Genomic DNA, 22,912 nt, shown 5'->3' on the forward strand with positions numbered 1-22,912 from the left:
TTTGCCGGGTGTGTCTTTCTGAACGGCGAGGCGACCGGCCGGCGCGTTGTCCTTCCCTCGGTGCCCGCCGCGTGAAAATCCAGCGCTTCTCACCCCGATTCGCACTTGTTGCCGGATTCTGGCTGTATATCTTACGGTCAAAGGGTATACTGGCGCATTCCATCTAAATCCACTTGTATCGCGTGCGAATTCAACATGCAAAAGTTTGATACCAAGACCTTCCAGGGCCTGATCCTGACACTGCAGGATTATTGGGCGCGCCAGGGCTGCACCATCGTTCAACCATTGGACATGGAAGTCGGCGCGGGAACCTCACACCCGATGACGTGCCTGCGCGCACTGGGGCCGGAGCCGATGGCGACCGCCTATGTGCAGCCATCCCGTCGCCCGACCGACGGCCGCTACGGCGAAAACCCGAACCGTCTGCAGCACTACTACCAGTTCCAGGTGGTGATTAAGCCATCGCCGGACAACATTCAGGAACTCTACCTGGGCTCGCTGAAAGAGCTGGGTCTGGATCCGACCATCCACGACATTCGCTTCGTGGAAGACAACTGGGAAAACCCGACGCTCGGCGCCTGGGGCCTGGGTTGGGAAGTGTGGCTGAACGGCATGGAAGTGACGCAGTTCACCTACTTCCAGCAGGTCGGCGGCCTGGAGTGCAAGCCGGTAACCGGCGAGATCACCTATGGTCTGGAGCGTCTGGCGATGTACATCCAGGGCGTGGACAGCGTATACGATCTGGTGTGGAGCAACGGCCCGCTGGGTGTCACCACCTACGGCGACGTGTTCCACCAGAACGAAGTGGAGCAATCCACCTACAACTTCGAATACGCCGACGTCGACTTCCTGTTCTCCTGCTTCGAGCAGTACGAGAAAGAAGCCCAATCGCTGCTGGCGCTGGAAAAACCGCTGCCGCTGCCGGCCTACGAACGCATCCTGAAGGCGGGCCATACCTTTAACCTGCTGGACGCGCGCAAGGCGATTTCGGTGACCGAGCGTCAACGCTACATTCTGCGCATCCGCACGCTGACCAAAGCCGTTGCCGAAGCCTACTACGCTTCCCGCGAAGCGCTGGGCTTCCCGATGTGCAACAAGAAGAACGAGAACTAAGAGGCAGCCATGACTCAACAGACTTTCCTGGTGGAAATCGGCACGGAAGAGCTGCCGCCGAAGGCGCTTCGTTCCCTGGCGGAATCTTTCGCCGCCAACTTCACCGCCGAGCTGGACAACGCCGGCCTGGAACACGGTGACGTGAGCTGGTTCGCCGCACCGCGCCGCCTGGCGCTGAAAGTGGCCAACCTGAGCGCGGCACAGGCCGATCGCGAAATTGAAAAACGCGGCCCGGCGATCGCCCAGGCGTTCGACGCCGAAGGTAAACCGAGCAAAGCGGCCGAAGGCTGGGCGCGCGGCTGCGGCATCACCGTCGATCAGGCTGAACGCCTGGTGACCGACAAGGGCGAGTGGTTGATGTACCGCGCCCACGTCAAAGGTCAGTCGGCGCAACAACTGCTGGCCGGCATGGTCAGCACCGCGCTCGGCAAGCTGCCGATCCCGAAACTGATGCGCTGGGGCGATTCCGACGTGCAGTTCGTGCGTCCGGTGCACACCGTCACGATGCTGCTGGGCGCCGATCTGATCCCAGGCACCGTGCTGGGCATCGAATCCGCGCGCACCGTGCGCGGCCACCGCTTCATGGGCGAAGCCGAGTTCACCCTCGACAATGCCGACCAATACCCGCAGATCCTGCTGGAGCGCGGCAAAGTGGTCGCCGACTACGAAGCGCGTAAAGCCCTCATCAAGCGCGATGCCGAACTGGCGGCGCAGAAGATTGGCGGCAAGGCCGATCTGAGTGAAAGCCTGCTGGAAGAAGTGGCTTCGCTGGTGGAATGGCCGGTGGTGCTGACCGCCAAATTCGAAGAGAAATTCCTGGCGGTGCCGGCGGAAGCGCTGGTGTACACCATGAAGGGCGACCAGAAGTATTTCCCGGTGTACGACGCCGCGGGCAAACTGCTGCCGAACTTTATCTTCGTAGCCAACATCGAGTCGAAAGACCCGCAGCAGATCATCTCCGGTAACGAGAAGGTGGTGCGTCCGCGTCTGGCCGACGCCGAGTTCTTCTTCAACACCGACCGCAAGAAGCGTCTGGAAGACAACCTGCCGCGCCTGGAAACCGTGCTGTTCCAACAGCAGCTGGGCACCCTGCGCGACAAGACCGACCGCATTCAGGCGCTGGCGGGCTGGGTTGCCGGCCAGATCGGCGCTGACGTCAACCACGCCACCCGCGCGGGCCTGCTGTCGAAGTGCGACCTGATGACCAACATGGTGTTCGAATTCACCGACACCCAGGGCGTGATGGGCATGCACTACGCGCGCCACGACGGTGAGGCGGAAGACGTCGCCGTTGCGCTGAACGAGCAGTATCAGCCGCGCTACGCCGGCGATGCGCTGCCGCAGTCGCTGGTGGCCTGTTCCCTGGCGATCGCCGACAAGATGGACACCCTGGCCGGCATCTTCGGCATCGGTCAGCATCCGAAGGGCGATAAAGACCCGTTTGCGCTGCGCCGTGCCGCGCTGGGCGTGTTGCGTATCATCGTCGAGAAAAACCTGCCGCTGGATCTGCAGACACTGACCGAAGAGGCCGTGCGCCTGTACGGCAGCAAGCTGACCAATGCCAAGGTAGTCGACGAGGTGGTGGAATTCATGCTGGGCCGCTTCCGCGCCTGGTATCAGGAAGAAGGCCACGCGGTCGATACCATTCAGGCGGTGTTGGCGCGCCGTCCGACCAAGCCGGCCGACTTCGACGCGCGCGTCAAGGCGGTATCCCACTTCCGCACGCTGGACGAGGCGGCGGCGCTGGCTGCGGCCAACAAACGCGTCTCCAACATTCTGGCGAAGTCTACCGAAACGCTGAACGACAGCGTGCGCGCCTCGGTGCTGAAGGACGCGGCGGAGATCCAGCTGGCGACTCACCTGGTGGTGCTGCGCGACAAGCTGCAGCCGTACTTCGCGGCGGGCAACTACCAGGAAGCGCTGGTGGAACTGGCCGCGCTGCGTGAGCCGGTGGATGCGTTCTTCGACAACGTGATGGTAATGGCGGACGATGCGGAAGTGCGCGTAAACCGCCTGACGCTGCTGAGCAAATTGCGTGAACTGTTCCTGCAGGTGGCGGATATCTCCGTACTGCAGTAAACGGCTCTGTGCTGTGAAAAGGCGCCTGCGGGCGCCTTTTTTATTTCCGTTTCCTGGGTGCGAAGGCAAGGTCGCCTGGCGACTTGGGGGGCGACTTGGGGGGCGACTTGGGGAAATTGAAGCGTCCGGTCGCCGACGGCAATGAACCTCAGTGCGTTTTGCGCACGATGTTCAACCGCCTCCGGCCGAGACAATGTTCACCGCAAACGGAATCGCGTATCGGAACGCCGCCAGTTGATCTATTCTTATAGGCGCACGGAGTGCGCAAAAAGGGGCGGAGTCCAATGAAAAAGCAGGTTTATAACAGGAGTTATGTCACATGGCGGTAGGGATCCAGAGCAGAGGTTTCGCGCGTTGGTTGGCACCGGTATTGGCATTGTTGGTGGTCATGCAATTGACCGCCTGCGGCGATAAAGAGCCGGAACAGCGCAAAGCATTTATCGATTACTTACAGAATACCGTGATGCGCAGCGGGGCGAATATCCCCACGCTGAGCGAAGACCAGAAGCAGAAGTTCGGCAACTATGCCGGCGATTACGCGATTTTGGTCGGCTTTTCACAGCAGCTGTCCAAGTCGGTCGGCGCCAGCCTGACCCCGGCGTTGGATCAGATTAACCAGATCCGCACCGCGCAGGACTATCTGAACAAACGCGATGCGCTGCAGCAATCGGTCGGGGCGTTGAACCTGCTGGGCCAGCAGATCCAGTCGGCCAAATCGCAGGCGGATACTGCTCACGCGGCGCTGAAACAGCCTGACGATCTGAAGGCGGTGTACAACCAGGCCTATGACAAAATCGTCACCGCACCGGCCAACGCCTTGATGCCGGCGATCCCGACCACCGCCAGCTTTGTGCAGGATCTGGTGCAGGTCGGCGATTTCCTGCAGAGCCAGGGAAATCAGGTCAGCTTCAACAACAACGGCGTGCAGTTCCGTACCGCGCAGCAGGTGGCGCAGTACAACACCATGATGTCGAATCTGGTGGCCAAACAGCAGAACCTGATGAATGCGCAGAAGACCATTCAAAGCGTGACGCAATAATAACGCGTCCAGGCGCGAAACAGGCCGGCATTGCCGGCCTGTTTTATTTCCCCTCAGCGTTTCCAATAGCTTGCTGGTTTATTGCGCAGGCTTCTGTACTACACTTCAATTAATCCATTCATTAGGCAATGTAGTTTTCTTTCATTCATCACTTCGCTAGTTCCCGGCGGGATGAGTGCTCACAGGGAAGATCAAACAGAGCGTTGCGATCGGCGCTGCAGCTAAAAATAAATTGTGACTAATGTCACAATTCAAAAACAAAACGCCAATTTAAAAATGTGATCATAGTCACTTTATTGGGGGTTTTGTGGCGACTTTTTTCTCACTGTGCTTTTTTTACACGTCATAAATGTGATCTTTATCACTATAAATGAGGGTTTGTTGGGGTGTTGTATGTGACTTGTATCACAAAAAATTCGTGAAGTTCGCGTGACAAAAACAGCGTGATAGAGTCCGTTTCGCATACAGCGGCAACACGGCTGGATCGTCACAACAATAATCACGCGCTCTATTGTCAGCGCGTAACAATAGGGGTGTGTTTTATGTTTTCACCAGACATCAAGGTTAAAGTGCAAAACTTTGGCCGCTTCCTGAGCAACATGGTGATGCCCAACATCGGCGCCTTTATCGCCTGGGGGATTATCACCGCGCTATTCATTCCAACCGGCTGGCTGCCGAATGAAACCTTAGCCAAGCTGGTCGGCCCGATGATCACCTACCTGCTGCCGCTGCTGATCGGTTATACCGGCGGGCGGCTGGTGGGCGGCGATCGCGGCGGCGTCGTGGGTGCCATCACCACCATGGGCGTCATCGTCGGTGCCGACATGCCGATGTTCCTCGGCTCGATGATCGCCGGCCCGCTGGGTGGCTGGGCTATCAAGCATTTCGACCGCTGGGTGGACGGCAAGATCAAAAGCGGCTTTGAAATGCTGGTGAACAACTTCTCCGCCGGCATCATCGGCATGCTGCTGGCGATCCTGGCCTTCCTGGGCATCGGGCCGCTGGTGGAGGTGCTCTCCAAGCTGCTGGCGGCGGGCGTGCACGTGATGGTGAAGAACAACCTGCTGCCACTGGCGTCCATCTTCGTTGAACCGGCGAAAATCCTGTTCCTGAACAACGCCATCAACCACGGCATCTTCTCGCCGCTGGGTATCCAGCAGGCCACGGAAGCCGGCAAGTCGGTGTTCTTCCTGATTGAAGCCAACCCAGGCCCGGGCATGGGCGTGCTGATGGCCTACATGTTCTTCGGCCGCGGCAGCGCCAAGCAATCCGCCGGCGGTGCGGCGATCATTCACTTCCTGGGCGGCATCCACGAAATCTACTTCCCTTACGTGCTGATGAATCCACGTCTGCTGCTGGCGGTGATCCTGGGCGGCATGACCGGCGTATTCACCCTGACGATGCTGAACGGCGGCCTGGTTTCTCCAGCTTCCCCGGGTTCGATCCTGGCGGTGCTGGCGATGACGCCGAAAGGCGCCTACTTCGCCAACATTGCGGCGGTGTGCGCAGCCTTTGCCGTCTCCTTCGTGGTGTCCGCTTTCCTGCTGAAAACCTCCAAAGTGAAAGAGGATGACGATCTGGAAGCCGCGACCCGCCGCATGCAAGAGATGAAATCGCAGTCCAAAGGCGGCGCAGCGGCGCCAGCGTCGGTCGACGGCGATCTGAGCACCGTGCGCAAAATCATCGTCGCCTGCGATGCGGGCATGGGTTCCAGCGCCATGGGCGCCGGGGTGTTGCGCAAGAAAGTGGCGGACGCCGGGCTGAAGAACATCTCGGTGACTAACAGCGCCATCAACAGCCTGCCGGACGATGTGGATCTGGTCATCACGCACCGCGATCTGACCGAGCGCGCGATGCGCCACGCGCCGCAGGCCCAGCACATCTCGCTGACCAACTTCCTCGACAGCAAGCTGTACAGCGATCTGGTCGACCGTTTGGTAGCGGTCAACAAAACCACCGACAACCAGCAGAAGGTGCTGGGCGCGCTGGACGACAGCTTCGAAGCCGGGGAACCGAACCTGTTCAAGCTGAGCGAAAGCAATGTGTTCCTCAACCTGCAGGCTAGCGACAAAGAGCAGGCGATCCGTTTCGCCGGCGAGCAGCTGGTGAAAGGCGGCTACGTCGAGGCGGAGTACGTGCCGGCGATGCTGGAGCGCGAAAAGCTCACCTCCACCTACCTGGGCGAGTCGATCGCCGTGCCGCACGGCACCATCGAGGCCAAAGACCGGGTGCTGCGCACCGGCGTGGTGTTCTGCCAGTACCCGCAGGGCGTGCGCTTCGGCGATGAAGAGGATGAAGTGGCTCGCCTGGTGATCGGCATCGCCGCGCGCAACAACGAGCATATTCAGGTGATCACCAGCCTGACCAACGCGCTGGATGACGAGAGCGTGATTGAGCGGCTGGCGAATACCACCAGCGTCCAGGAAGTGCTGGACCTGCTCGGCGGCAAAAAAGCTGGATAACAGAATCATTTTAAAGGGTGCAGCTTGCTGCACCCTTCGACATTAAGAAGGTAGAGTTATGAAAGCATTACATTTTGGCGCAGGGAATATCGGCCGCGGTTTTATCGGCAAGCTGCTGGCGGACGCCGGGGTTGAACTGACCTTCGCCGACGTCAATCAAACGGTGCTGGATCTGCTGAACAGCCGTAAAAGCTACGCGGTGCACGTGGTGGGCGAGCAAGAACGCGTGGAGCGCGTCAACAACGTCAGCGCCGTCAACAGCGGCAGTGAGGCGGCGGTGGCGCTGATCGCCGAAGCGGATCTGGTGACCACCGCCGTTGGCCCGCAAATTCTCGCCAAAATCGCCGGCACGATCGCCAAAGGGCTGGTGCTGCGTCATCAGCAGGGCAATGTGCAACCGCTGAACATCATCGCCTGCGAGAACATGGTGCGCGGCACCAGCCAGCTGAAACAGCATGTGTTCGCCGCGCTGCCGCAGGATGAGCAGGCATGGGCTGAGCAGCATGTCGGCTTCGTCGATTCGGCGGTCGATCGCATTGTGCCGCCGGCGGACAGCAACGACCCGTTGGAAGTGACGGTGGAAACCTTCAGCGAATGGATCGTCGATCAGACCCAGTTCAAAGGCCAGCCCCCGGCGATCGCCGGCATGGAGTTGACCGATAACCTGATGGCGTTCGTCGAGCGCAAGCTGTTCACCCTCAACACCGGTCACGCCATCACCGCCTACCTCGGCCAACAGACCGGGCTGCAAACCATTCGCGACGCCATTCTCGACCTAGTGATCCGCCGCGTGGTGAAAGGGGCGATGGAAGAGAGCGGCGCGGTGCTGATCAAGCGTTACGGCTTCGACGCCGACAAGCATGCCGCCTACATCAACAAAATCCTCGGCCGCTTTGAAAATCCGTATCTGCACGACGACGTCGAGCGCGTAGGGCGCCAACCGCTGCGCAAACTGAGCGCCGGCGATCGCCTGATCAAACCGCTGCTGGGCACGCTGGAATACGGCCTGCCGCATGCCAACCTGATCCAGGGCATCGCCGCCGCCATGAGCTACCGCAGCGAACAGGATCCGCAGGCGCAGGAACTGGCGGAACTGCTGAACACGCTCGGGCCGAAAGCCGCGCTGGCGCAAATTTCCGGCCTGCCGGCGGAAAGCGAGGTTGTAGAAGAGGCCGTTGCTGTGTATAACGCCATGCACAAGTAGAATCGTGATGATGAACACCCGAGCGCAGCTTGCTGCGCTCCTGCAACCCGAGTTCGGCATCGACGGCCCTCCCCACGCCTTTCGAAAAGCGACGATGGAAGAAGCACAGGCATTTGAAAACCAGGTTCTGGAAAAGCTGAACGCGGGCAAAACGGTGCGCAGCTTCCTGATCGCAGCGGTAGAGCTGCTGGCGGAAGCGCTCAACGTGCTGGTGGTGCAGGTATTCCGCAAGGATGACTACGCGGTGAAATATGCCGTCGAACCGCTATTGTCCGGCAGCGGCCCGCTGGGGGAGCTGTCGGTGCGCCTGAAGCTGATGTACGGCCTGGGGGTGATTTCCCGCCACGAATATGAAGACGCCGAGCTGCTGATGGCGATGCGCGAAGAGCTGAACCACGACGGGTCGGAATACCGCTTCGTCGATGACGAAATTCTCGGGCCGTTCGGCGAGCTGCACTGCGTGGCCGCGCTGCCGCCGGTGCCGACCTTCCTGCAGCCGGGCGAGGCGGATGAAGCGCTGATCGCCATGCAGCGCCAGCGCTATCAGCAGATGGTGCGCTCCACCATGGTGCTGTCCATTACCGATCTGATCGCCGGCATCGGCGCCAAACAACCTTCCCGACTCTCTCCTCTCGGCCGCGGCTAAGCAAAGGCCGCGCGCCACTCGTCGAACAACAGCCACAGCGCGGTGGAGGCCATCAGTCCGGACATCACGCCGTTGAAGGCGCGCAGTTTCCAGGTCACTCGCAGCGCGTTGCGCAACCGGTCGCCCAGCACCGCCCACAGCAGCACGCACGGCAGGTTCAGCAGCGCGAAACCGGCGATGACCGACAGCGTATGGACGAAGGTGGCGCCTTCGCGCGGGGTGAACAGGATCGCCACGTTGATCACCATCAGCCAGGCTTTGGGGTTGACCGCCTGAAACAGTGCACCGTTGAGCAGGCTCATCGGCTGCGCCTGCTCTTTGGCGTCCGGCGAGGCCGCCTGAAACAGCTTCCATGACAGCCACAGCAGATAGGCGCAGCCGATCACCGCCAGCGGGAGGCGGATGACGCCGGCCCAGCTCAACGCCAGCGCCAGCAGCGGGATAATGATCGCCAGCTGTACCGCACAACCGACACAGATGCCAAACAGCATCGGCAGGGTGCGGCGCAGGCCGAAGTTGACGCCCGACGAGGCCAGCAGCAGGTTGTTGGGGCCGGGGGTGATCGACATGACGGTGACGTAGCTGACAAAGGCGGAGTCCAGCATGGCAGGTTCCTTGAAAATGACGGTGATAACGAGAGGATCAGCATAATCGCTGCAATGGGATGGTGACAGAACCACAAATCGGATATTGTCATGGTTACAGTTGTGCAAAATGTAAACTGTACCCATTACTTGGAGAGAAACTGTGACCTTGCTCGATGAAACCCCGGATACCCGTTACCTGCAGCTGGCGGATACGTTGGCCGAGGCCATTCGACGCGGCACGCTGCTACCCGGTGACCGCTTGCCTTCGGTGCGGCGCTGTGCGCAAACGCACCGCGTCAGCATCAATACCGTGGTGTCGGCTTACCGCACGCTGGAGGATCGCGGGCTGATCGAAGCGCGACCGCAGTCGGGGTTTTATGTCCGCAGCACGCTGCCGGCACTGAAGATGGCCTCGGCGCCCAGCGGCCGCATCGAGCCGCCGGCGGACGACGTGCTGGCGCTGATCGATACGGTATTCGCCGCCCAGCAGAATCCGGCCTTCACTAACATTGCGCTGGCCTGCCCGCAGACCAGCGACTTCTATCCCGGCGGCAAGCTGGGGCGTATGTTGTCTTCTCAGCTGCGCCGCCAGCCGGATCTGATCGGGCAGTATCCGTTGCCGCCCGGCAGCCTACGGCTGCGCCAGCAGATCGCCCGCCGCTCGATGACGCTGGGCATGTTGCTGGAGCCGGGCGACGTAGTGCTGACCCATGGCTGCATGGAGGCGCTGCAGCTGGCGCTGCGCGTCACCACCAAACCGGGTGACTGCGTCGGGCTGGAGTCGCCAACCTATTTCTATCTGCTGCCGCTGCTGGCCAGCCTGGGGCTGAAAGCGCTGGAAATCCCCACCGATCCGCAGCTGGGGCTGTCGCTGGACGCGCTCGAGTTGCTATTGAACGAGAAGCGGCTGAACGCGGTGATCGCCATGCCGACGGTGCAAAACCCGCTGGGTTGCACCATGCCGCTGGCGGCGAAAAAGCGGCTGGCGCGGCTGATGAACGATCATCAGGTGCCGTTGATTGAAGACGGGCTGTATGCCGAGATCCAGTTCGGCGGCGCGCTGTCGCCGGCGGTGAAGGCGTTCGATCGCGACGGCTGGGTGCTGTTTTGCTCCAGCTTCACCAAAACGCTGGCGCCGGATTTTCGCGTCGGCTGGATCTGCGGCGGCCGTTTTCACGAGGCGTTGCGCAAGCTGAAGGCGGTGTCGTCGATGTCCGAGTCGCAGCTGCTGTCGGAAACGCTGGCGACCTTCCTGGAGAGCGGAGGCTACGATCACCATTTGCGCAACCTGCGCAAGCGCTATGCGGCGCAGGTCGACGAGGCGAGGGCGCTGATCGCCCGGCATTTCCCACGCGGCACGCTGGCCACGCAGCCGGCGGGCGGCTTCGTGTTCTGGGTCGAATTCCCTCCCGGCGTGGACAGCGTGGCGCTGTTCCACCAGCTGTTGGAGGAGCAGATCTGTTTGACGCCGGGCACCCTGTATTCCCCCAGCGGGCGCTACCGCAATGCGCTGCGGCTCTCCTGCTGCTACCCGTTCAACGCGCGCTACACCCAGGCGTTGGCCCGGCTCGGCGCCAAGGCCTGCGAGATGAGCGGCCTGCCGCCCGGTATTGCGCAGGACGGGTAACGGCGCGCGCCTTTTGCTACAATGCCGGTATCATTGATTAGCGTGCCATTTTGGGCACAACGGGCCAGAGACCATGAAAGAGAAAGAAAAGGCAGAGATCAAGCGCCTGAGCGACCTGCTGGACGCCTTGAACCACAAAGACGCCACCGTGATCCAACAGGGCAACCCTGAGTTGATCGCGCAGCACACCAAAGAAAAAGAGAAACTGGCGACGGAGATCGAGCGCCTGAAAGACGTGCGTGGCGAGAAGCTGAGCGCCGAAGCGCAGAAGCTGAGCAAGCTGCCGTTCAGCCGCGAGATCACCAAGAAAGAGCAGGCCGATATGGGCGCGCTGAAGAAAAGCGCGCGCGGGCTGATTGTGGTGCACCCGATGACCGCGCTGGGCCGCGAGATGGGCCTGAAAGCGGTCACCGGTTACGCCAAGAAAGCGTTCTGAACCCCTGGGCGTCAGACCTTGGTGGTGAAATACGCCTTGGTCTGATAGGGCATGGTGACCGTGTCCTGGCCCTGCAACTCCTCTTCTTCCGCCACCAGCTGGCGCAACCGATCGATAACCTGCTCCTGTTGCGCCTGTGGCAGTGCGGCGATAAAGCTGGTTGAACGTACCCGGTTGTAGATCACGTCCTCCACCGCGCCGCGGTGGCCCAGCATAAAGACCTGCTCCTGCAGCGGTTCAAAGCCTTTGAACGGGAAGAATTTGCGCCATTCGCCGGTATAGAAACGCGGCGCATCCCCTTCGTGGCTGTCGACGATCTGATTCAGTTTACGCACCCAACCGACGCGCGCATCGCGCATGTTCCACACCAGACCGAGTTTGCCGCCGGGCTTGAGAATACGCTGGATTTCCGCCAGCGCCTGCGGCGTGGCGAACCAGTGGAAGGACTGGGCGCACACCACGGCATCGACCGACTCGTCCGGTAGCGGGATCGCGTCGGCGGTGCCCGCCAGCGTTTTCACCTGCGGCAGCGCCGCCGACAATTTTTCCAGCATTTGCGGCACCGGTTCGACGGCGATCACCTGCGCGCCGGTTTCCAGCAGGCGCGGAGTGAACTTGCCGGTACCGGCGCCGAGATCGATGACCGTCATGCCGGCGTGCAGGCCGATAGACTCACGCAGCCAGGCGGCGATTTCCGGCGGGTAATCCGGCCGGCCTTTCACATAGCGATCGGCGTTGGCCTGATAGCCCTCGGCGGCGGCGTGATGAATCGAATGGGTCGGGGTGGTCATATACCTGGCTCCTGGCTGAAAAACACGCGGCTACAGTATAGGCGGAAGAAGAGGGTTAACGCGGCATTCGGCGCACGTTTTTCATCTTTTCCGCCAGCGATTTCAACGGCCGAGCAGGCGACGGTTGAAGTCCTCGAGGCGCCCTTCGGCAAGCCGCGTGAGCATGGTCTTGCTCCAGCTGGCGGAGAGGCCGGCCACCGCCAACAGGCGGCGATATTGTTCCGCGTCGAACGGCATGTGCCAGGCGATGGCGATGGCTTCGGCCACCGACACGTCGCTGTTGCGCGCCGCCAGCTCCAGCGGACGATCGCCGCTGACCGCACCCGGCGAGACCACCCGATACAGCCAGCCGCAACGGCCGCTTTGCTGCATCAGCACCGAAATATCCTCGATGGCGAAGTGGTAGTTGAGCTTGAAGCACGGCGAGCGCGGCTGGGTGACCTGGATCAGCGCTTCGCCCCAGCGGAAGATGTCGCCCATAAACACATTGTGTTCGGTCAGTCCTTCGGTGGAGATATTCTCGCCGAAGGCCGGGGCGCAAAACTGCTCGGCCTGCGCCGGAAACTGTTCGCGCCAGTGGGCATAATGCTCGCGCGGGTAGTGGCACAGCGCGCGATCCGGCCCGCCGTGGTAGCTTTTCTCGGCTTGCTCGTCGCCTTCCAGGCCGAGCGGCGTGAGCCGGATGGCGCCATCCACCTGGCGTTTGGCGATGGCGCTGGGGCGCCCGCCTTCATAGGGTTGAATATTGCCGATGTAAACGTCTGGGTGATGCATGTGCGCCTCCGTGTCTCGCGTCGAGGGCTCAGCATAGCCTGAGTTGTGTCAGGGGGACATAACAACCCGCCCGAAAATCCTCGAGCGGGGGCGTGGCGTCAGAAGGTGGTCCAGTTCTCCTCCGCTGCGGCGTTGGCGGCCGCGGTTTTTACGGCAGGCGCTTTCGGCGCGGCGGTTTTCACGGCGGTGGGTTCGGTCTGCTCCGCCAAACGGAACACCGAAACGCTCTGCAGCAGCATGTCGGCCTGTTCTTCCAGCGAATCGGCGGCGGCGGCGGACTCTTCCACCAGCGCGGCGTTCTGCTGGGTGGTGTGATCCATCTCGACGATCGCCTGGCCAATCTGGGCGATGCCGCGCGTCTGCTCATCGGAGGCGGCGGCGATTTCAGCCATGATGTCGCGCACGTGGGTGACCGAGCGGACGATCTGTTCCATGGTGTTGCCGGTGCTTTCCACCAGTTCGGTGCCGGTTTTCACCCGGCTGACCGACTCGGCGATCAGCCCTTCGATCTCCTTGGCCGCTTGGGCGCTGCGGCTCGCCAGGCTGCGCACTTCGCTGGCGACCACCGAGAAGCCGCGTCCCTGTTCGCCGGCGCGCGCCGCTTCCACCGCGGCGTTGAGCGCCAGGATGTTGGTCTGGAAGGCAATACCGTTGATCAGGGTGGTAATTTCAGCGATACGCTGCGAACTGCTGGAGATATCGCGCATGGTGCTGACCACGTTCTCCACCAGCTTGCCGCCCTGTTGCGCGGTCTGCGAAGCGTCGGTGGCCAGCTGATTGGCGTGATGGGCATTGTCGGCGTTTTGTTTCACCGTGGCGGTCAGCTGTTCCATGCTGGCCGCGGTTTCTTCAACCGCCGCCGCCTGCTGTTCGGTGCGGGAGGAGAGATCGGTGTTGCCGGCGGCGATTTCCGCGGAGGCGGTGGAGACCTGGCTGACCCCCATCTGGATCTTCTCAATCATAGTGCGCAGATTTTGGCTCATCGCCGCCACCGCGTTCAGCAGTTGTCCCAGCTCGTCGCGGCGGGTACTGGTCTGCGCCTGGCGCAGATCGCCGCTGGCGATGCGTTCCGCCATCGCCAGCGTGCTGTGCAGCGGACGGGTGATCTGCAGCGTGATACGCCAGGCGATAAGTATCCCGGCGATGATGGCGATCAGGGTGGTGATGCCCATCTGCAGCTGCGCCAGGTTGATGTTGCTGCGCGTCTGCGCCAATTCGTCCTGCATAAAGGCGTTCACCAGCGTGCCGATCTCATGCGCGCGTTCGCCGAGCTGCCGGCTGATCTGCTGTTCGTGCTCATAGGCCGGCAGGTAGGCCGCGATGCGGTTTTTGTAATCGTCCAGGGCGGCCAGCAGCGGTTGCAGCTGCGGGCGCTGCGCGTCGCTGACCCGGCGGCTCAGGGCGTTGGCCGCGTCGCGCGCGTCGTCGATGGCCGCCATCAGCGGCGCTTCGGTTTCCTTGTTCAGGCTCAGCAGCAGACCGCGCGCGCCGTAGCGCACCTGGGTCAGCTTCTGGTTCAGTTGAATGAAGGCCAACTGCAGATCGCCGTTGGTGAGCTGGCGCTCCACCTGGCTCAGGCTGGCCTGCACTTCCGACATGTTCCAGCTCTGGCGCACCGCGTCTTTCGCCGAGACCGCCTGCTCAAAGATTTTTTGCTGTTGCTGATATTCCCCAATCAGCGTCACCAGACGCTGCAGATCCTTGCGGCTTTGGGCGTCCCAGTCCAACGCCTGGCCCTGGTCTATCAGTTTGACGGCGTTATCGATATTGGCGCGATTGTTCTGCAGATACTCCGGCTGGTAGGTCTGGCCGTACATGGCGCGGTTGTATTTGGCCTGGTTGATCTCCTCGTTCAGCCGGTTGCTGAAGTCGATGCGATCGGCGCGGGATTCGATGATGTGCAGGTATTGCGCCCCGGTGCCGGCGATGACGACCGCCAACAGCAGCAACAGCGCGAAGCCGAGGCCGAGCTTTTTACCTACGGTGAGATGAGTGAACTTTCCTGCTAATGCTTGCAATGCCGCCATAGCGTTTTTCCTTCTCCGGGCGAACGTCAATTGAACAAACCATCGGCAAGAAGTGGTCAAACTTTAGCGGATTTCAGGCAAAAAAATACCCGCCGGCGGCGGGCATCTTCATCAACGGGGGCGAATTACTTCTTCGCGGCGAAGCGTGCGGCGGCTTCGTCCCAGTTGACCACGTTCCAGAACGCCTTGATGTAGTCAGGGCGTTTGTTCTGGTATTTCAGGTAGTAAGCGTGTTCCCACACGTCCAGGCCGATGATTGGGAAACCGGAAGCGCCGGCGACGGCTTCGCCCATCAGCGGGCTGTCCTGGTTGGCGGTAGACACCACGGCCAGCTTGCCGTCTTTCAGCACCAGCCAGGCCCAACCGGAACCGAAGCGGGTGGCTGCGGCTTTCTCGAACTCTTCCTGGAATTTCTCAACGCTGCCGAAATCGCGCTCGATGGCCGCTTTCAGATCGCCGCCCAGCGTGGTGCCGGTTTTCAGGTTTTTCCAGAAGAAGCTGTGGTTGGCGTGGCCGCCGGCGTTGTTGCGCATGAAGGTGCGTTTGTCGGCAGGCACTTTATCCAGATCCTGGATCAGCTCTTCAACGCTGTATTTGGCCAGCTCAGGGTAGGCTTCCAGCACGGTGTTGGCGTTGTTGACGTAGGTCTGGTGGTGTTTGGTGTGATGGATTTCCATCGTCTGCTTGTCGAAATGCGGTTCCAGTGCGTCGTAAGCGTACGGCAGGGATGGCAGTGAATAACTCATAATCATCATCTCCAGTGGTGTATGGGCGGCGCAAAGGGCGAGCACCGCGTAAGCAGTCGGATCATTATAGTTAATTAAATGATATTGAAAATGATTATCAATGCCCTGTGAAGTGTGTGGTTAATGTACAAATCGATGCGCTAACATACTGATAGGAGAGGGCGGCGGGTGGCCGCGTCAAGCCATCGCCCCGGCACGTGGGTTACTCTCTATACTGTAGAGAGCGCCAAGGTCGAAATGTATCGAAATGTGCCAATGCGTTCACTGAATGAGCACGAGTGTGTAACAACCACAAGCACGCTGTGGTAATATGGCCGGCGTTCGTAGCAAGCATAACAACAGTGACATTCGCGTTTGCCGCGCTAGCGGGGCAGGCGCATTTGAACAATGTGACAATCGAGAGTAAAGGAGACCCCCATGCAGGTCAGCAGAAGGCAGTTCTTTAAGATCTGCGCTGGCGGTATGGCAGGAACGACGGTGGCCGCGCTGGGCTTTGCCCCCGAAGTGGCGTTGGCGGAAACCCGGCAGTACAAACTGCTGCGCGCCCGTGAGACCCGTAATACCTGTACGTATTGTTCCGTCGGCTGTGGGCTGTTGATGTACAGCCTTGGTGATGGCGCCAAGAACGCCAAAGAAAGCATTTTCCATATAGAAGGGGATCCGGATCACCCGGTAAACCGCGGCGCGCTTTGCCCGAAAGGCGCCGGCCTGGTTGACTTTATCCACAGTGAAAGCCGCCTCAAGTACCCGGAATACCGGGCACCGGGGTCGGACAAATGGCAACGCATCAGCTGGGACGACGCCTTCACCCGCATCGCCAAGCTGGTGAAAGAAGACCGCGATGCCAACTTCATCAAAACCAACGACCAGGGCGTTACCGTCAACCGTTGGCTGACCACCGGCATGCTGTGCGCCTCGGCCGCCAGCAACGAAACCGGTTTTCTGTCGCAAAAATTTAGTCGCGCTCTCGGCATGCTTGCCGTAGACAACCAGGCGCGTGTCTGACACGGACCAACGGTAGCAAGTCTTGCTCCAACATTTGGTCGCGGTGCGATGACCAACCACTGGGTTGATATCAAGAACGCGAATTTGATTATCGTCATGGGCGGTAATGCGGCGGAAGCGCATCCGGTGGGGTTCCGCTGGGCGATGGAAGCCAAAATACACAACAATGCCAAGCTGATCGTGATCGATCCGCGCTTTACCCGAACCGCATCGGTGGCGGACTTCTACACGCCGATCCGCTCCGGGACCGACATTGCTTTCCTGTCGGGCGTGTTGCTGTATCTGATGACCAACAACAAGTTTAACCGCGAGTACGTCGAGGCCTACACCAACGCCAGCCTGCTGGTGCGGGAAGACTTTGCCTTCGAAGACGGCTTGTTCAGCGGCTACGACGCGGAAAACCGCAAGTACGACAAAACCACCTGGAACTACCAGTTCGACGAGAACGGCTTCGCCAAGCGCGACGTCACGCTGCAGGATCCGCGCTGCGTGTGGAACCTGCTGAAGCAGCACGTGAGCCGCTACACGCCTGACGTGGTGACCAACATCTGCGGCACGCCGAAGGACGATTTCCTCAAGGTGTGCGAATACATCGCCGAAACCTGCGTCGCGGATAAGACCGCTTCGTTCCTGTACGCCCTGGGCTGGACTCAGCACTCGGTCGGCGCGCAGAACATCCGCACCATGGCGATGATCCAGCTGCTGCTCGGCAACATGGGCATGGCGGGCGGCGGCGTCAACGCGCTGCGCGGCCACTCCAACATCCAGGGGCTGACCGATCTCGGCCTGCTGTCGCAGAGCCTGCCGGGCTACCTGACGCTGCCGTCGGAGAAACAGACCGATCTCGAGACCTACCTGAAGGCCAACACGCCGAAGGCGCTGCTGCCGGGCCAGGTGAACTACTGGGGCAACTACCCGAAATTCTTCGTCAGCATGATGAAGACCTTCTACGGTGACAAGGCGCAGAAGGACAACAGCTGGGGCTTTGACTGGTTGCCGAAGTGGGACAAGGGCTACGACGTGCTGCAGTACTTCGAGATGATGTCGCAGGGCAAGGTCAACGGCTACTTCTGCCAGGGCTTTAACCCGGTGGCGTCGTTCCCGAACAAAAACAAGGTGGTGGCTTCGCTGTCCAAGCTGAAGTTCCTGGTGACCATCGATCCGTTGAACACCGAGACCTCCAACTTCTGGCAGAACCACGGCGAGTTCAACGAGGTGGATTCCTCGCAGATCCAGACCGAAGTGTTCCGCCTGCCGTCCACCTGCTTCGCCGAAGAGAACGGTTCGATCGTCAACTCCGGCCGCTGGCTGCAGTGGCACTGGAAAGGCGCGGACGCCCCGGGCGAAGCGCTGAACGACGGTGAGATCCTGGCGGGCATCTTCAGCCGCCTGCGCGAGATGTATGCGCGCGACGGCGGTGCGGTGCCTGAACAGGTGCTGAACATGACCTGGGACTACCTGACGCCGGACAACCCGGCGCCGGAAGAGGTGGCGCAGGAGAACAACGGCAAGGCGCTGGCGGATCTGCTGGATGCCGACGGCAAAGTGCTGGTGAAAAAAGGCGAGCTGCTCAGCTCGTTCGCGCAGCTGCGCGACGACGGCACCACCGCCAGCGGTTGCTGGATCTTCGCCGGCAGCTGGACGCCGGCCGGCAACCAGATGGCGCGGCGCGACAACGCCGATCCGTCCGGCCTCGGCAATACGCTGGGCTGGGCCTGGGCATGGCCGCTCAACCGCCGCATTCTGTACAACCGCGCCTCGGCGGATCCGCAGGGGAAACCGTGGGATCCGAAACGCCAACTGCTGGAGTGGGACGGCGCCAAGTGGGTCGGGGCCGATATCCCGGACTACAGCACCGCCGCGCCGGGCAGCGACGTCGGGCCGTTCATCATGCAGCCGGAAGGCATGGGCCGCCTGTTCGCCACCGACAAGATGGCGGAAGGGCCGTTCCCTGAACACTACGAGCCGTTCGAAACGCCGCTCGGCACCAACCCGCTGCACCCGAATGTGGTGTCCAACCCGGCGGCGCGCGTGTTCAAGGACGATCTGGCGGCGATGGGCAAATCCGACAAGTTCCCGTACGTCGGCACCACCTATCGTCTGACCGAGCACTTCCACTACTGGACCAAGCACGCGCGGCTGAACGCCATCGCGCAGCCGGAGCAGTTTGTGGAGATCGGCGAAAAGCTGGCGGAGAAGAAGGGCATCAAGCAGGGCGATACCGTGAAGGTCAGTTCCAACCGCGGCTACATCAAGGCCAAGGCGGTGGTGACCAAGCGTATTCGCACGCTGCAGGTGCACGGCCAGGAAGTCGACACCATCGGCATCCCGATTCACTGGGGTTACGAAGGGGTGGCGAAGAAAGGCTTTATCGCCAACACGCTGACGCCGTTCGTCGGCGACGCCAATACGCAAACGCCGGAGTTCAAGGCGTTCCTGGTCAACGTGGAAAAGGTGTAACGGAGACGAATTATGGCCATGCAATCTCAAGACATCATTCGTAAATCCGCCACCAATGGCTTCACGCCGGCGCCGCGCGCCCGTGACCACCAGGAAGAAGTGGCCAAACTGATCGATGTCACCACCTGTATCGGCTGCAAGGCCTGTCAGGTGGCCTGTTCCGAATGGAACGACATCCGCGACGAAGTGGGGCACAACGTCGGGGTGTACGATAACCCCGCCGATCTGACCGCCAAGTCGTGGACGGTGATGCGCTTCTCCGAGGTGGAGGAAAACGGCAAGCTGGAATGGCTGATCCGCAAGGATGGCTGCATGCACTGCGCCGATCCGGGCTGCCTGAAGGCCTGCCCGTCGGAAGGCGCAATCATTCAGTACGCCAACGGCATCGTCGACTTCCAGTCCGAGCACTGCATCGGCTGCGGCTACTGCATCGCCGGTTGCCCGTTCGACGTGCCGCGCATGAACAAGGACGACAACCGGGTGTACAAGTGCACCCTGTGCGTCGACCGCGTGGACGTCGGCCAGGAACCGGCCTGCGTGAAAACCTGCCCGACCGGCGCCATTCACTTCGGCACCAAGGAAGCGATGAAGCAGGTGGCGGCGGATCGCGTCAGCGAGCTGAACACCCGCGGCTACCAGAACGCCGGTCTGTACGATCCGGCGGGGGTGGGCGGCACGCACGTGATGTACGTGTTGCACCACGCCGACAAACCGCAGCTGTACCACGGTTTGCCGGACAACCCGAGCATCAGCCCGGCGGTGACCTTCTGGAAGGGCGTGTGGAAACCCCTGGCGGCCATCGGTTTTGCCGCCACCTTCGCGGCCAGCGTGTTCCACTATGTCGGCGTCGGGCCTAACCGCGTCGAGGATGAGGACGACGAGTCGCACGACGAGGAGACGCGCAAATGAGAAAGGAAAAGCCCATTCAGCGTTACAGCGCGCCGGAGCGCATCAACCACTGGATAGTGGCGTTCTGCTTCGTGTTCGCCGCCATCAGCGGGCTGGGGTTCTTCTTCCCCTCCTTCAACTGGCTGATGAACATCTTCGGGACGCCGCAGCTGGCGCGCATTCTGCACCCGTTTGTCGGGGTCATCATGTTCGCCGCGTTCCTGCTGATGTTCCTGCGCTACTGGAAGCATAACCTGATCAACCGGGAAGATATCGTCTGGGCCAAGAACATCCACAAAATCGCCATGAACGAGGAAGTGGGTGACACCGGGCGCTATAATTTCGGCCAGAAGTGCGTGTTCTGGGCGGCGATTATCAGCCTGGTGCTGCTGCTGGCCAGTGGCGTGGTGATCTGGCGGCCGTATTTCGCGCCGTCGTTCTCCATCCCGCTGATCCGCATCGCGCTGCTGGTGCATTCGCTGGCCGCGGTCGGCCTTATCATCGTGATTATGGTGCACATTTACGCCGCATTGTGGGTAAAAGGCACCATTACCGCGATGGTGGAAGGCTGGGTGCCGGCGGCCTGGGCCAAGAAACATCATCCGCGCTGGTACCGTGAGGTCCGCGAGAAACGACAGGAAGATAAACCCTGATGAGTATCCGCATCGTTCCTAAAGAGCAGTTAGGGGCACAGCGTGAGAAGTCCACAACGGCGGAGAACATCCCGCCGTTACTTTTCGCCAACCTGAAAAGCCTGTACAGCCGCCGCGCCGACCGTCTGCGTCAGCTGGCGGTCGACAACCCGCTGGGCGACTACCTTAACTTCGCCGCCGAACTGGCGCAGGCGCAGCAGCATGCGCTGCACGATAATCCGCTGGCGCTCGATCTGAGCGAAGCGTTGGCGCAGGGCGCCGTCAGCGGCAAACCGCCGCTCGATCTGAGCGTGTTCCCGCGCAGCGAGCACTGGCGCAAGCTGCTGACGTCGCTGATCGCCGAGCTGCGTCCGCAGGCGCCGGAGCACATTCTGGCGGTGCTGGACAACCTGGAGAAAGCCTCGGCGCACGAGCTGGAGCTGATGGCCGACGCCTTGCTCAACCGCGAGTTCGGCAAGGTGGGCAGCGAGAAGGCGCCGTTCCTCTGGGCCGCGCTGTCGCTCTATTGGGCGCAGATGGCCAGCCTGATCCCCGGCAAGGCGCGCGCCGAATACGGCGAGCAGCGCCAGTTCTGCCCGGTGTGCGGCAGCATCCCGGTTTCCAGCATGGTGCATATCGGCACCGTTAACGGCCTGCGCTACCTGCACTGCAACCTGTGCGAAAGCGAATGGCACGTGGTGCGGGTGAAGTGCAGCAACTGCGAGCAGACCCGCGATCTCAACTACTGGTCGCTGGACAGCGAGCAGGCGGCGGTGAAGGCGGAAAGCTGCGGCGACTGCGGCACTTACCTGAAGATCCTCTATCAGGAAAAAGACCCGCAGGTCGAAGCGGTGGCTGACGATCTGGCTTCGCTGGTGCTGGACGCCCGCATGGAAGAGGAAGGCTTCGGCCGCAGCAGCATCAATCCGTTCCTGTTCCCGGCGGAGTAACCGCCCGGCCCCGTTCGCGCGGGGCCGGACCCGCAATTTAAGAACGGGCTTCTGGCATTCGCCCGGGCGAGTTGCTACGTTTAGGCCATGACGCGCCAAGCGAAAGGAACCACGATGTTAAATACCCTGGCAAAACTGACCGCGGTCGCTGTGCTGGCGATGGGGCTGGCGGCCTGCGACAACAAGGATGACACCAAACCGGCGGTGCCGCCACCGGATACCAAACCGACCGTGACGCAGCCCGCGCCACCGCCGCCTGCGCCGGTAGAAACCCCGCCCGCGCCGCCGGGGCTGAACGTGTCGCTGCAGAAGGGCAAAATCACCTTCGAGTTGCCGCCAGGCTTTAGCGATCAAACGCTGAACAGCGGCATCGTCAATGACAGTACCTCCACCATCCAGCGCTTCCTCGATGGCAAGTCGCGCCAGAGCGCGGTTTCGTCCGAAGTGATCCCGCCGGACGGAATGAAGATCAACACCAGCGACAAAATGCTGAAAGAGCTGACGCAGAGCGCCATCACGGTGCTGGCCGAGCGCTATCAGAATATCCAGACCACCAAAGAAGAGAATTTCACCGTCGGCAAACAGAAGTTTCGCCGGGTGGATACCGAGCAGACCGTCAACGGGCAAAAGGTGGTTTCCACCCTGGTGTTGACGGTGTTCAACAAGCGAGTAGTGACGCTGCAAATGCTGTCGCCGGCCAAAACGCCGGAAGTGCATCAGGCGCTGGTGCAGCGGATTATCGATACTCTGGCGGTGAAGTAAGGGCATTGCGCCGCGGCCAGGACGAAGCGGAGGAGACCGGATGAAGCTTATCGGCAGTTACACCAGCCCCTTTGTGCGCAAGATTTCCGTGATGCTGCTGGAGAAGGGGATCGCGTTTGAATTCGTCAACGATCCGCCGTATGAGCCCGGCAGCCGGGTGAAGGAGCTGAACCCGCTCGGCAAAGTACCGGTGCTGATCGCTGATGATGGCGAGGTGTTTTACGACTCGCCGATCGTGGCCGAATACCTCGAACTGCTGACGGTGGAGCCGGCGTTTTTGCCGGCCGATCGCGCCACCGCGCTGCGCGTCCGCCGGGTGGCGGCACTGGCGGACGGCGTGACTGAAGCGGCGGCGACGCTGTTCCGCGAAAGCCGGCGCGCGCCGGAAAAGCAGGACGAAAACTGGATGCTGCGCCAGCGTGACAAGCTGACGCAGGGCCTGGACGCATTGGAGGCGCTGGCGCAGGAAAAAACGTGGCTCAATGCCGAGCGGCTGACGCTGGCGGATATCGCCACCGGCTGCGCGTTGGGCTACCTCAATTTCCGCCACATTCTGCCCAACTGGTGCGTCCAACGTCCGGCGCTGGTCAAGCTGGCCGAACGCCTGTTCGCCCGCGAAAGTTTCGCCCGCACGGCACCGCCCTGAACGTTCTTTTCTCCCCGCCGCGGCGGGGTTTTGCTATG

The 22,912-nt window shown here is 61.3% G+C and carries 19 protein-coding genes; 14 read left to right on the top strand and 5 right to left on the bottom strand.

Annotation, left to right across the window (positions count from 1 at the left end):
- Nucleotides 1–195 precede the first annotated feature (195 nt).
- The 6 genes from glyQ (at nucleotide 196) to WA302_RS22045 (ending at nucleotide 8,543) form a co-directional block, all read left to right on the top strand.
- The gene (glyQ, locus tag WA302_RS22020) at nucleotides 196–1,113 is read left to right on the top strand and encodes a glycine--tRNA ligase subunit alpha (protein ID WP_043140757.1); all 918 of its coding nucleotides are present in this window, start codon (nucleotides 196–198) and stop codon (nucleotides 1,111–1,113) included.
- A gap of 9 nt (nucleotides 1,114–1,122) precedes the next feature.
- Nucleotides 1,123–3,192, top strand: a complete 2,070-nt coding sequence (glyS, locus tag WA302_RS22025; RefSeq protein ID WP_049207117.1) for a glycine--tRNA ligase subunit beta — start codon at nucleotides 1,123–1,125, stop codon at nucleotides 3,190–3,192.
- A 319-nt stretch (nucleotides 3,193–3,511) separates the two neighbouring features.
- Nucleotides 3,512–4,231 carry a DUF3053 domain-containing protein gene (locus WA302_RS22030; RefSeq protein WP_025304780.1) on the top strand — a complete coding sequence of 240 codons (720 nt, stop codon included), beginning with the start codon at nucleotides 3,512–3,514 and terminating at the stop codon, nucleotides 4,229–4,231.
- 542 nt (nucleotides 4,232–4,773) lie between these two features.
- On the top strand, nucleotides 4,774–6,693 hold the full coding sequence (locus tag WA302_RS22035; protein ID WP_025304781.1) for a PTS mannitol transporter subunit IICBA: 1,920 nt from the start codon (nucleotides 4,774–4,776) through the stop codon (nucleotides 6,691–6,693).
- A 58-nt stretch (nucleotides 6,694–6,751) separates the two neighbouring features.
- Nucleotides 6,752–7,897, top strand: coding sequence for a mannitol-1-phosphate 5-dehydrogenase (locus WA302_RS22040; protein ID WP_197828563.1), 1,146 nt, complete (start codon nucleotides 6,752–6,754; stop codon nucleotides 7,895–7,897).
- A 94-nt stretch (nucleotides 7,898–7,991) separates the two neighbouring features.
- The gene (locus WA302_RS22045) at nucleotides 7,992–8,543 is read left to right on the top strand and encodes an MltR family transcriptional regulator (protein ID WP_016929575.1); all 552 of its coding nucleotides are present in this window, start codon (nucleotides 7,992–7,994) and stop codon (nucleotides 8,541–8,543) included.
- Here the strand turns inward: WA302_RS22045 and WA302_RS22050 are convergent.
- Nucleotides 8,540–9,148, bottom strand: a complete 609-nt coding sequence (locus WA302_RS22050; protein WP_197828562.1) for a LysE family translocator — start codon at nucleotides 9,146–9,148, stop codon at nucleotides 8,540–8,542. The genes WA302_RS22045 and WA302_RS22050 overlap by 4 nt on opposite strands.
- Before the next feature lie 142 nt (nucleotides 9,149–9,290).
- On the opposite strand from WA302_RS22050, the gene WA302_RS22055 reads away from it, so the two are divergent.
- Both WA302_RS22055 and WA302_RS22060 read left to right on the top strand, forming a co-directional pair.
- On the top strand, nucleotides 9,291–10,757 hold the full coding sequence (locus WA302_RS22055) for an aminotransferase-like domain-containing protein (protein WP_025304784.1): 1,467 nt from the start codon (nucleotides 9,291–9,293) through the stop codon (nucleotides 10,755–10,757).
- A gap of 73 nt (nucleotides 10,758–10,830) precedes the next feature.
- Complete coding sequence (locus tag WA302_RS22060; protein ID WP_025304785.1) at nucleotides 10,831–11,193, top strand: YibL family ribosome-associated protein; 363 nt, start codon at nucleotides 10,831–10,833, stop codon at nucleotides 11,191–11,193.
- Between the two features lie 11 nt (nucleotides 11,194–11,204).
- Here WA302_RS22060 and WA302_RS22065 read toward each other — a convergent pair whose 3' ends face one another.
- The 4 genes from WA302_RS22065 to sodA all read right to left on the bottom strand — a co-directional run bounded on the left by WA302_RS22065 (nucleotide 11,205) and on the right by sodA (nucleotide 15,531).
- Complete coding sequence (locus WA302_RS22065; protein WP_197828559.1) at nucleotides 11,205–11,984, bottom strand: class I SAM-dependent methyltransferase; 780 nt, start codon at nucleotides 11,982–11,984, stop codon at nucleotides 11,205–11,207.
- A gap of 102 nt (nucleotides 11,985–12,086) precedes the next feature.
- A complete protein-coding gene (gene yiiM / locus WA302_RS22070) occupies nucleotides 12,087–12,758 on the bottom strand; it encodes a 6-hydroxyaminopurine reductase (RefSeq protein ID WP_025304787.1) in 672 nt (223 codons plus the stop codon).
- Nucleotides 12,759–12,856: 98 nt separating this feature from the next.
- A complete protein-coding gene (locus WA302_RS22075) occupies nucleotides 12,857–14,785 on the bottom strand; it encodes a methyl-accepting chemotaxis protein (protein WP_025304788.1) in 1,929 nt (642 codons plus the stop codon).
- 125 nt (nucleotides 14,786–14,910) lie between these two features.
- The gene (gene sodA / locus WA302_RS22080) at nucleotides 14,911–15,531 is read right to left on the bottom strand and encodes a superoxide dismutase [Mn] (protein ID WP_004934003.1); all 621 of its coding nucleotides are present in this window, start codon (nucleotides 15,529–15,531) and stop codon (nucleotides 14,911–14,913) included.
- A 417-nt stretch (nucleotides 15,532–15,948) separates the two neighbouring features.
- Here sodA and fdnG point away from each other — a divergent pair, with 417 nt between their 5' ends.
- The 6 genes from fdnG to WA302_RS22110 all read left to right on the top strand — a co-directional run bounded on the left by fdnG (nucleotide 15,949) and on the right by WA302_RS22110 (nucleotide 22,874).
- Nucleotides 15,949–18,996 (top strand): formate dehydrogenase-N subunit alpha, encoded by a 3,048-nt coding sequence (fdnG, locus tag WA302_RS22085; RefSeq protein ID WP_152692848.1) that lies wholly within the window; start codon nucleotides 15,949–15,951, stop codon nucleotides 18,994–18,996.
- A gap of 12 nt (nucleotides 18,997–19,008) precedes the next feature.
- Nucleotides 19,009–19,905: a formate dehydrogenase subunit beta gene (gene fdxH, locus WA302_RS22090; RefSeq protein WP_049204687.1), complete on the top strand. Its 897-nt coding sequence runs from the start codon at nucleotides 19,009–19,011 to the stop codon at nucleotides 19,903–19,905.
- Nucleotides 19,902–20,537, top strand: a complete 636-nt coding sequence (fdoI, locus tag WA302_RS22095) for a formate dehydrogenase cytochrome b556 subunit (RefSeq protein ID WP_004934017.1) — start codon at nucleotides 19,902–19,904, stop codon at nucleotides 20,535–20,537. Before fdxH ends, fdoI begins: the two co-directional genes overlap by 4 nt.
- Nucleotides 20,537–21,466: a formate dehydrogenase accessory protein FdhE gene (gene fdhE, locus WA302_RS22100; RefSeq protein WP_049204689.1), complete on the top strand. Its 930-nt coding sequence runs from the start codon at nucleotides 20,537–20,539 to the stop codon at nucleotides 21,464–21,466. Before fdoI ends, fdhE begins: the two co-directional genes overlap by 1 nt.
- 114 nt (nucleotides 21,467–21,580) lie before the next feature.
- The gene (locus WA302_RS22105; RefSeq protein ID WP_089181476.1) at nucleotides 21,581–22,228 is read left to right on the top strand and encodes a DcrB-related protein; all 648 of its coding nucleotides are present in this window, start codon (nucleotides 21,581–21,583) and stop codon (nucleotides 22,226–22,228) included.
- Between the two features lie 40 nt (nucleotides 22,229–22,268).
- Nucleotides 22,269–22,874 (top strand): glutathione S-transferase, encoded by a 606-nt coding sequence (locus tag WA302_RS22110; RefSeq protein ID WP_025304792.1) that lies wholly within the window; start codon nucleotides 22,269–22,271, stop codon nucleotides 22,872–22,874.
- The last annotated feature ends 38 nt before the right edge of the window (nucleotides 22,875–22,912 follow it).

The organism is Serratia sp. 201 (assembly GCF_037027545.1).
Classification (GTDB): Bacteria; Pseudomonadota; Gammaproteobacteria; order Enterobacterales; family Enterobacteriaceae; genus Serratia; species Serratia bockelmannii.

Excerpts from the sequence above, each read along its gene's own strand:
- WA302_RS22035 (WP_025304781.1), top strand. The coding sequence starts at position 4,774 with ATGTTTTCACCAGACATCAAGGTTAAAGTGCAAAACTTTGGCCGCTTC.
- WA302_RS22050 (WP_197828562.1), bottom strand. The coding sequence starts at position 9,148 with ATGCTGGACTCCGCCTTTGTCAGCTACGTCACCGTCATGTCGATCACC.
- WA302_RS22045 (WP_016929575.1), top strand. The coding sequence starts at position 7,992 with ATGGAAGAAGCACAGGCATTTGAAAACCAGGTTCTGGAAAAGCTGAAC.
- WA302_RS22065 (WP_197828559.1), bottom strand. The coding sequence starts at position 11,984 with ATGACCACCCCGACCCATTCGATTCATCACGCCGCCGCCGAGGGCTAT.
- fdhE (WP_049204689.1), top strand. The coding sequence starts at position 20,537 with ATGAGTATCCGCATCGTTCCTAAAGAGCAGTTAGGGGCACAGCGTGAG.
- WA302_RS22030 (WP_025304780.1), top strand. The coding sequence starts at position 3,512 with ATGGCGGTAGGGATCCAGAGCAGAGGTTTCGCGCGTTGGTTGGCACCG.
- glyQ (WP_043140757.1), top strand. The coding sequence starts at position 196 with ATGCAAAAGTTTGATACCAAGACCTTCCAGGGCCTGATCCTGACACTG.
- fdxH (WP_049204687.1), top strand. The coding sequence starts at position 19,009 with ATGGCCATGCAATCTCAAGACATCATTCGTAAATCCGCCACCAATGGC.
- fdoI (WP_004934017.1), top strand. The coding sequence starts at position 19,902 with ATGAGAAAGGAAAAGCCCATTCAGCGTTACAGCGCGCCGGAGCGCATC.
- WA302_RS22105 (WP_089181476.1), top strand. The coding sequence starts at position 21,581 with ATGTTAAATACCCTGGCAAAACTGACCGCGGTCGCTGTGCTGGCGATG.
- WA302_RS22060 (WP_025304785.1), top strand. The coding sequence starts at position 10,831 with ATGAAAGAGAAAGAAAAGGCAGAGATCAAGCGCCTGAGCGACCTGCTG.
- glyS (WP_049207117.1), top strand. The coding sequence starts at position 1,123 with ATGACTCAACAGACTTTCCTGGTGGAAATCGGCACGGAAGAGCTGCCG.
- sodA (WP_004934003.1), bottom strand. The coding sequence starts at position 15,531 with ATGAGTTATTCACTGCCATCCCTGCCGTACGCTTACGACGCACTGGAA.
- WA302_RS22075 (WP_025304788.1), bottom strand. The coding sequence starts at position 14,785 with ATGGCGGCATTGCAAGCATTAGCAGGAAAGTTCACTCATCTCACCGTA.
- WA302_RS22040 (WP_197828563.1), top strand. The coding sequence starts at position 6,752 with ATGAAAGCATTACATTTTGGCGCAGGGAATATCGGCCGCGGTTTTATC.
- yiiM (WP_025304787.1), bottom strand. The coding sequence starts at position 12,758 with ATGCATCACCCAGACGTTTACATCGGCAATATTCAACCCTATGAAGGC.
- WA302_RS22110 (WP_025304792.1), top strand. The coding sequence starts at position 22,269 with ATGAAGCTTATCGGCAGTTACACCAGCCCCTTTGTGCGCAAGATTTCC.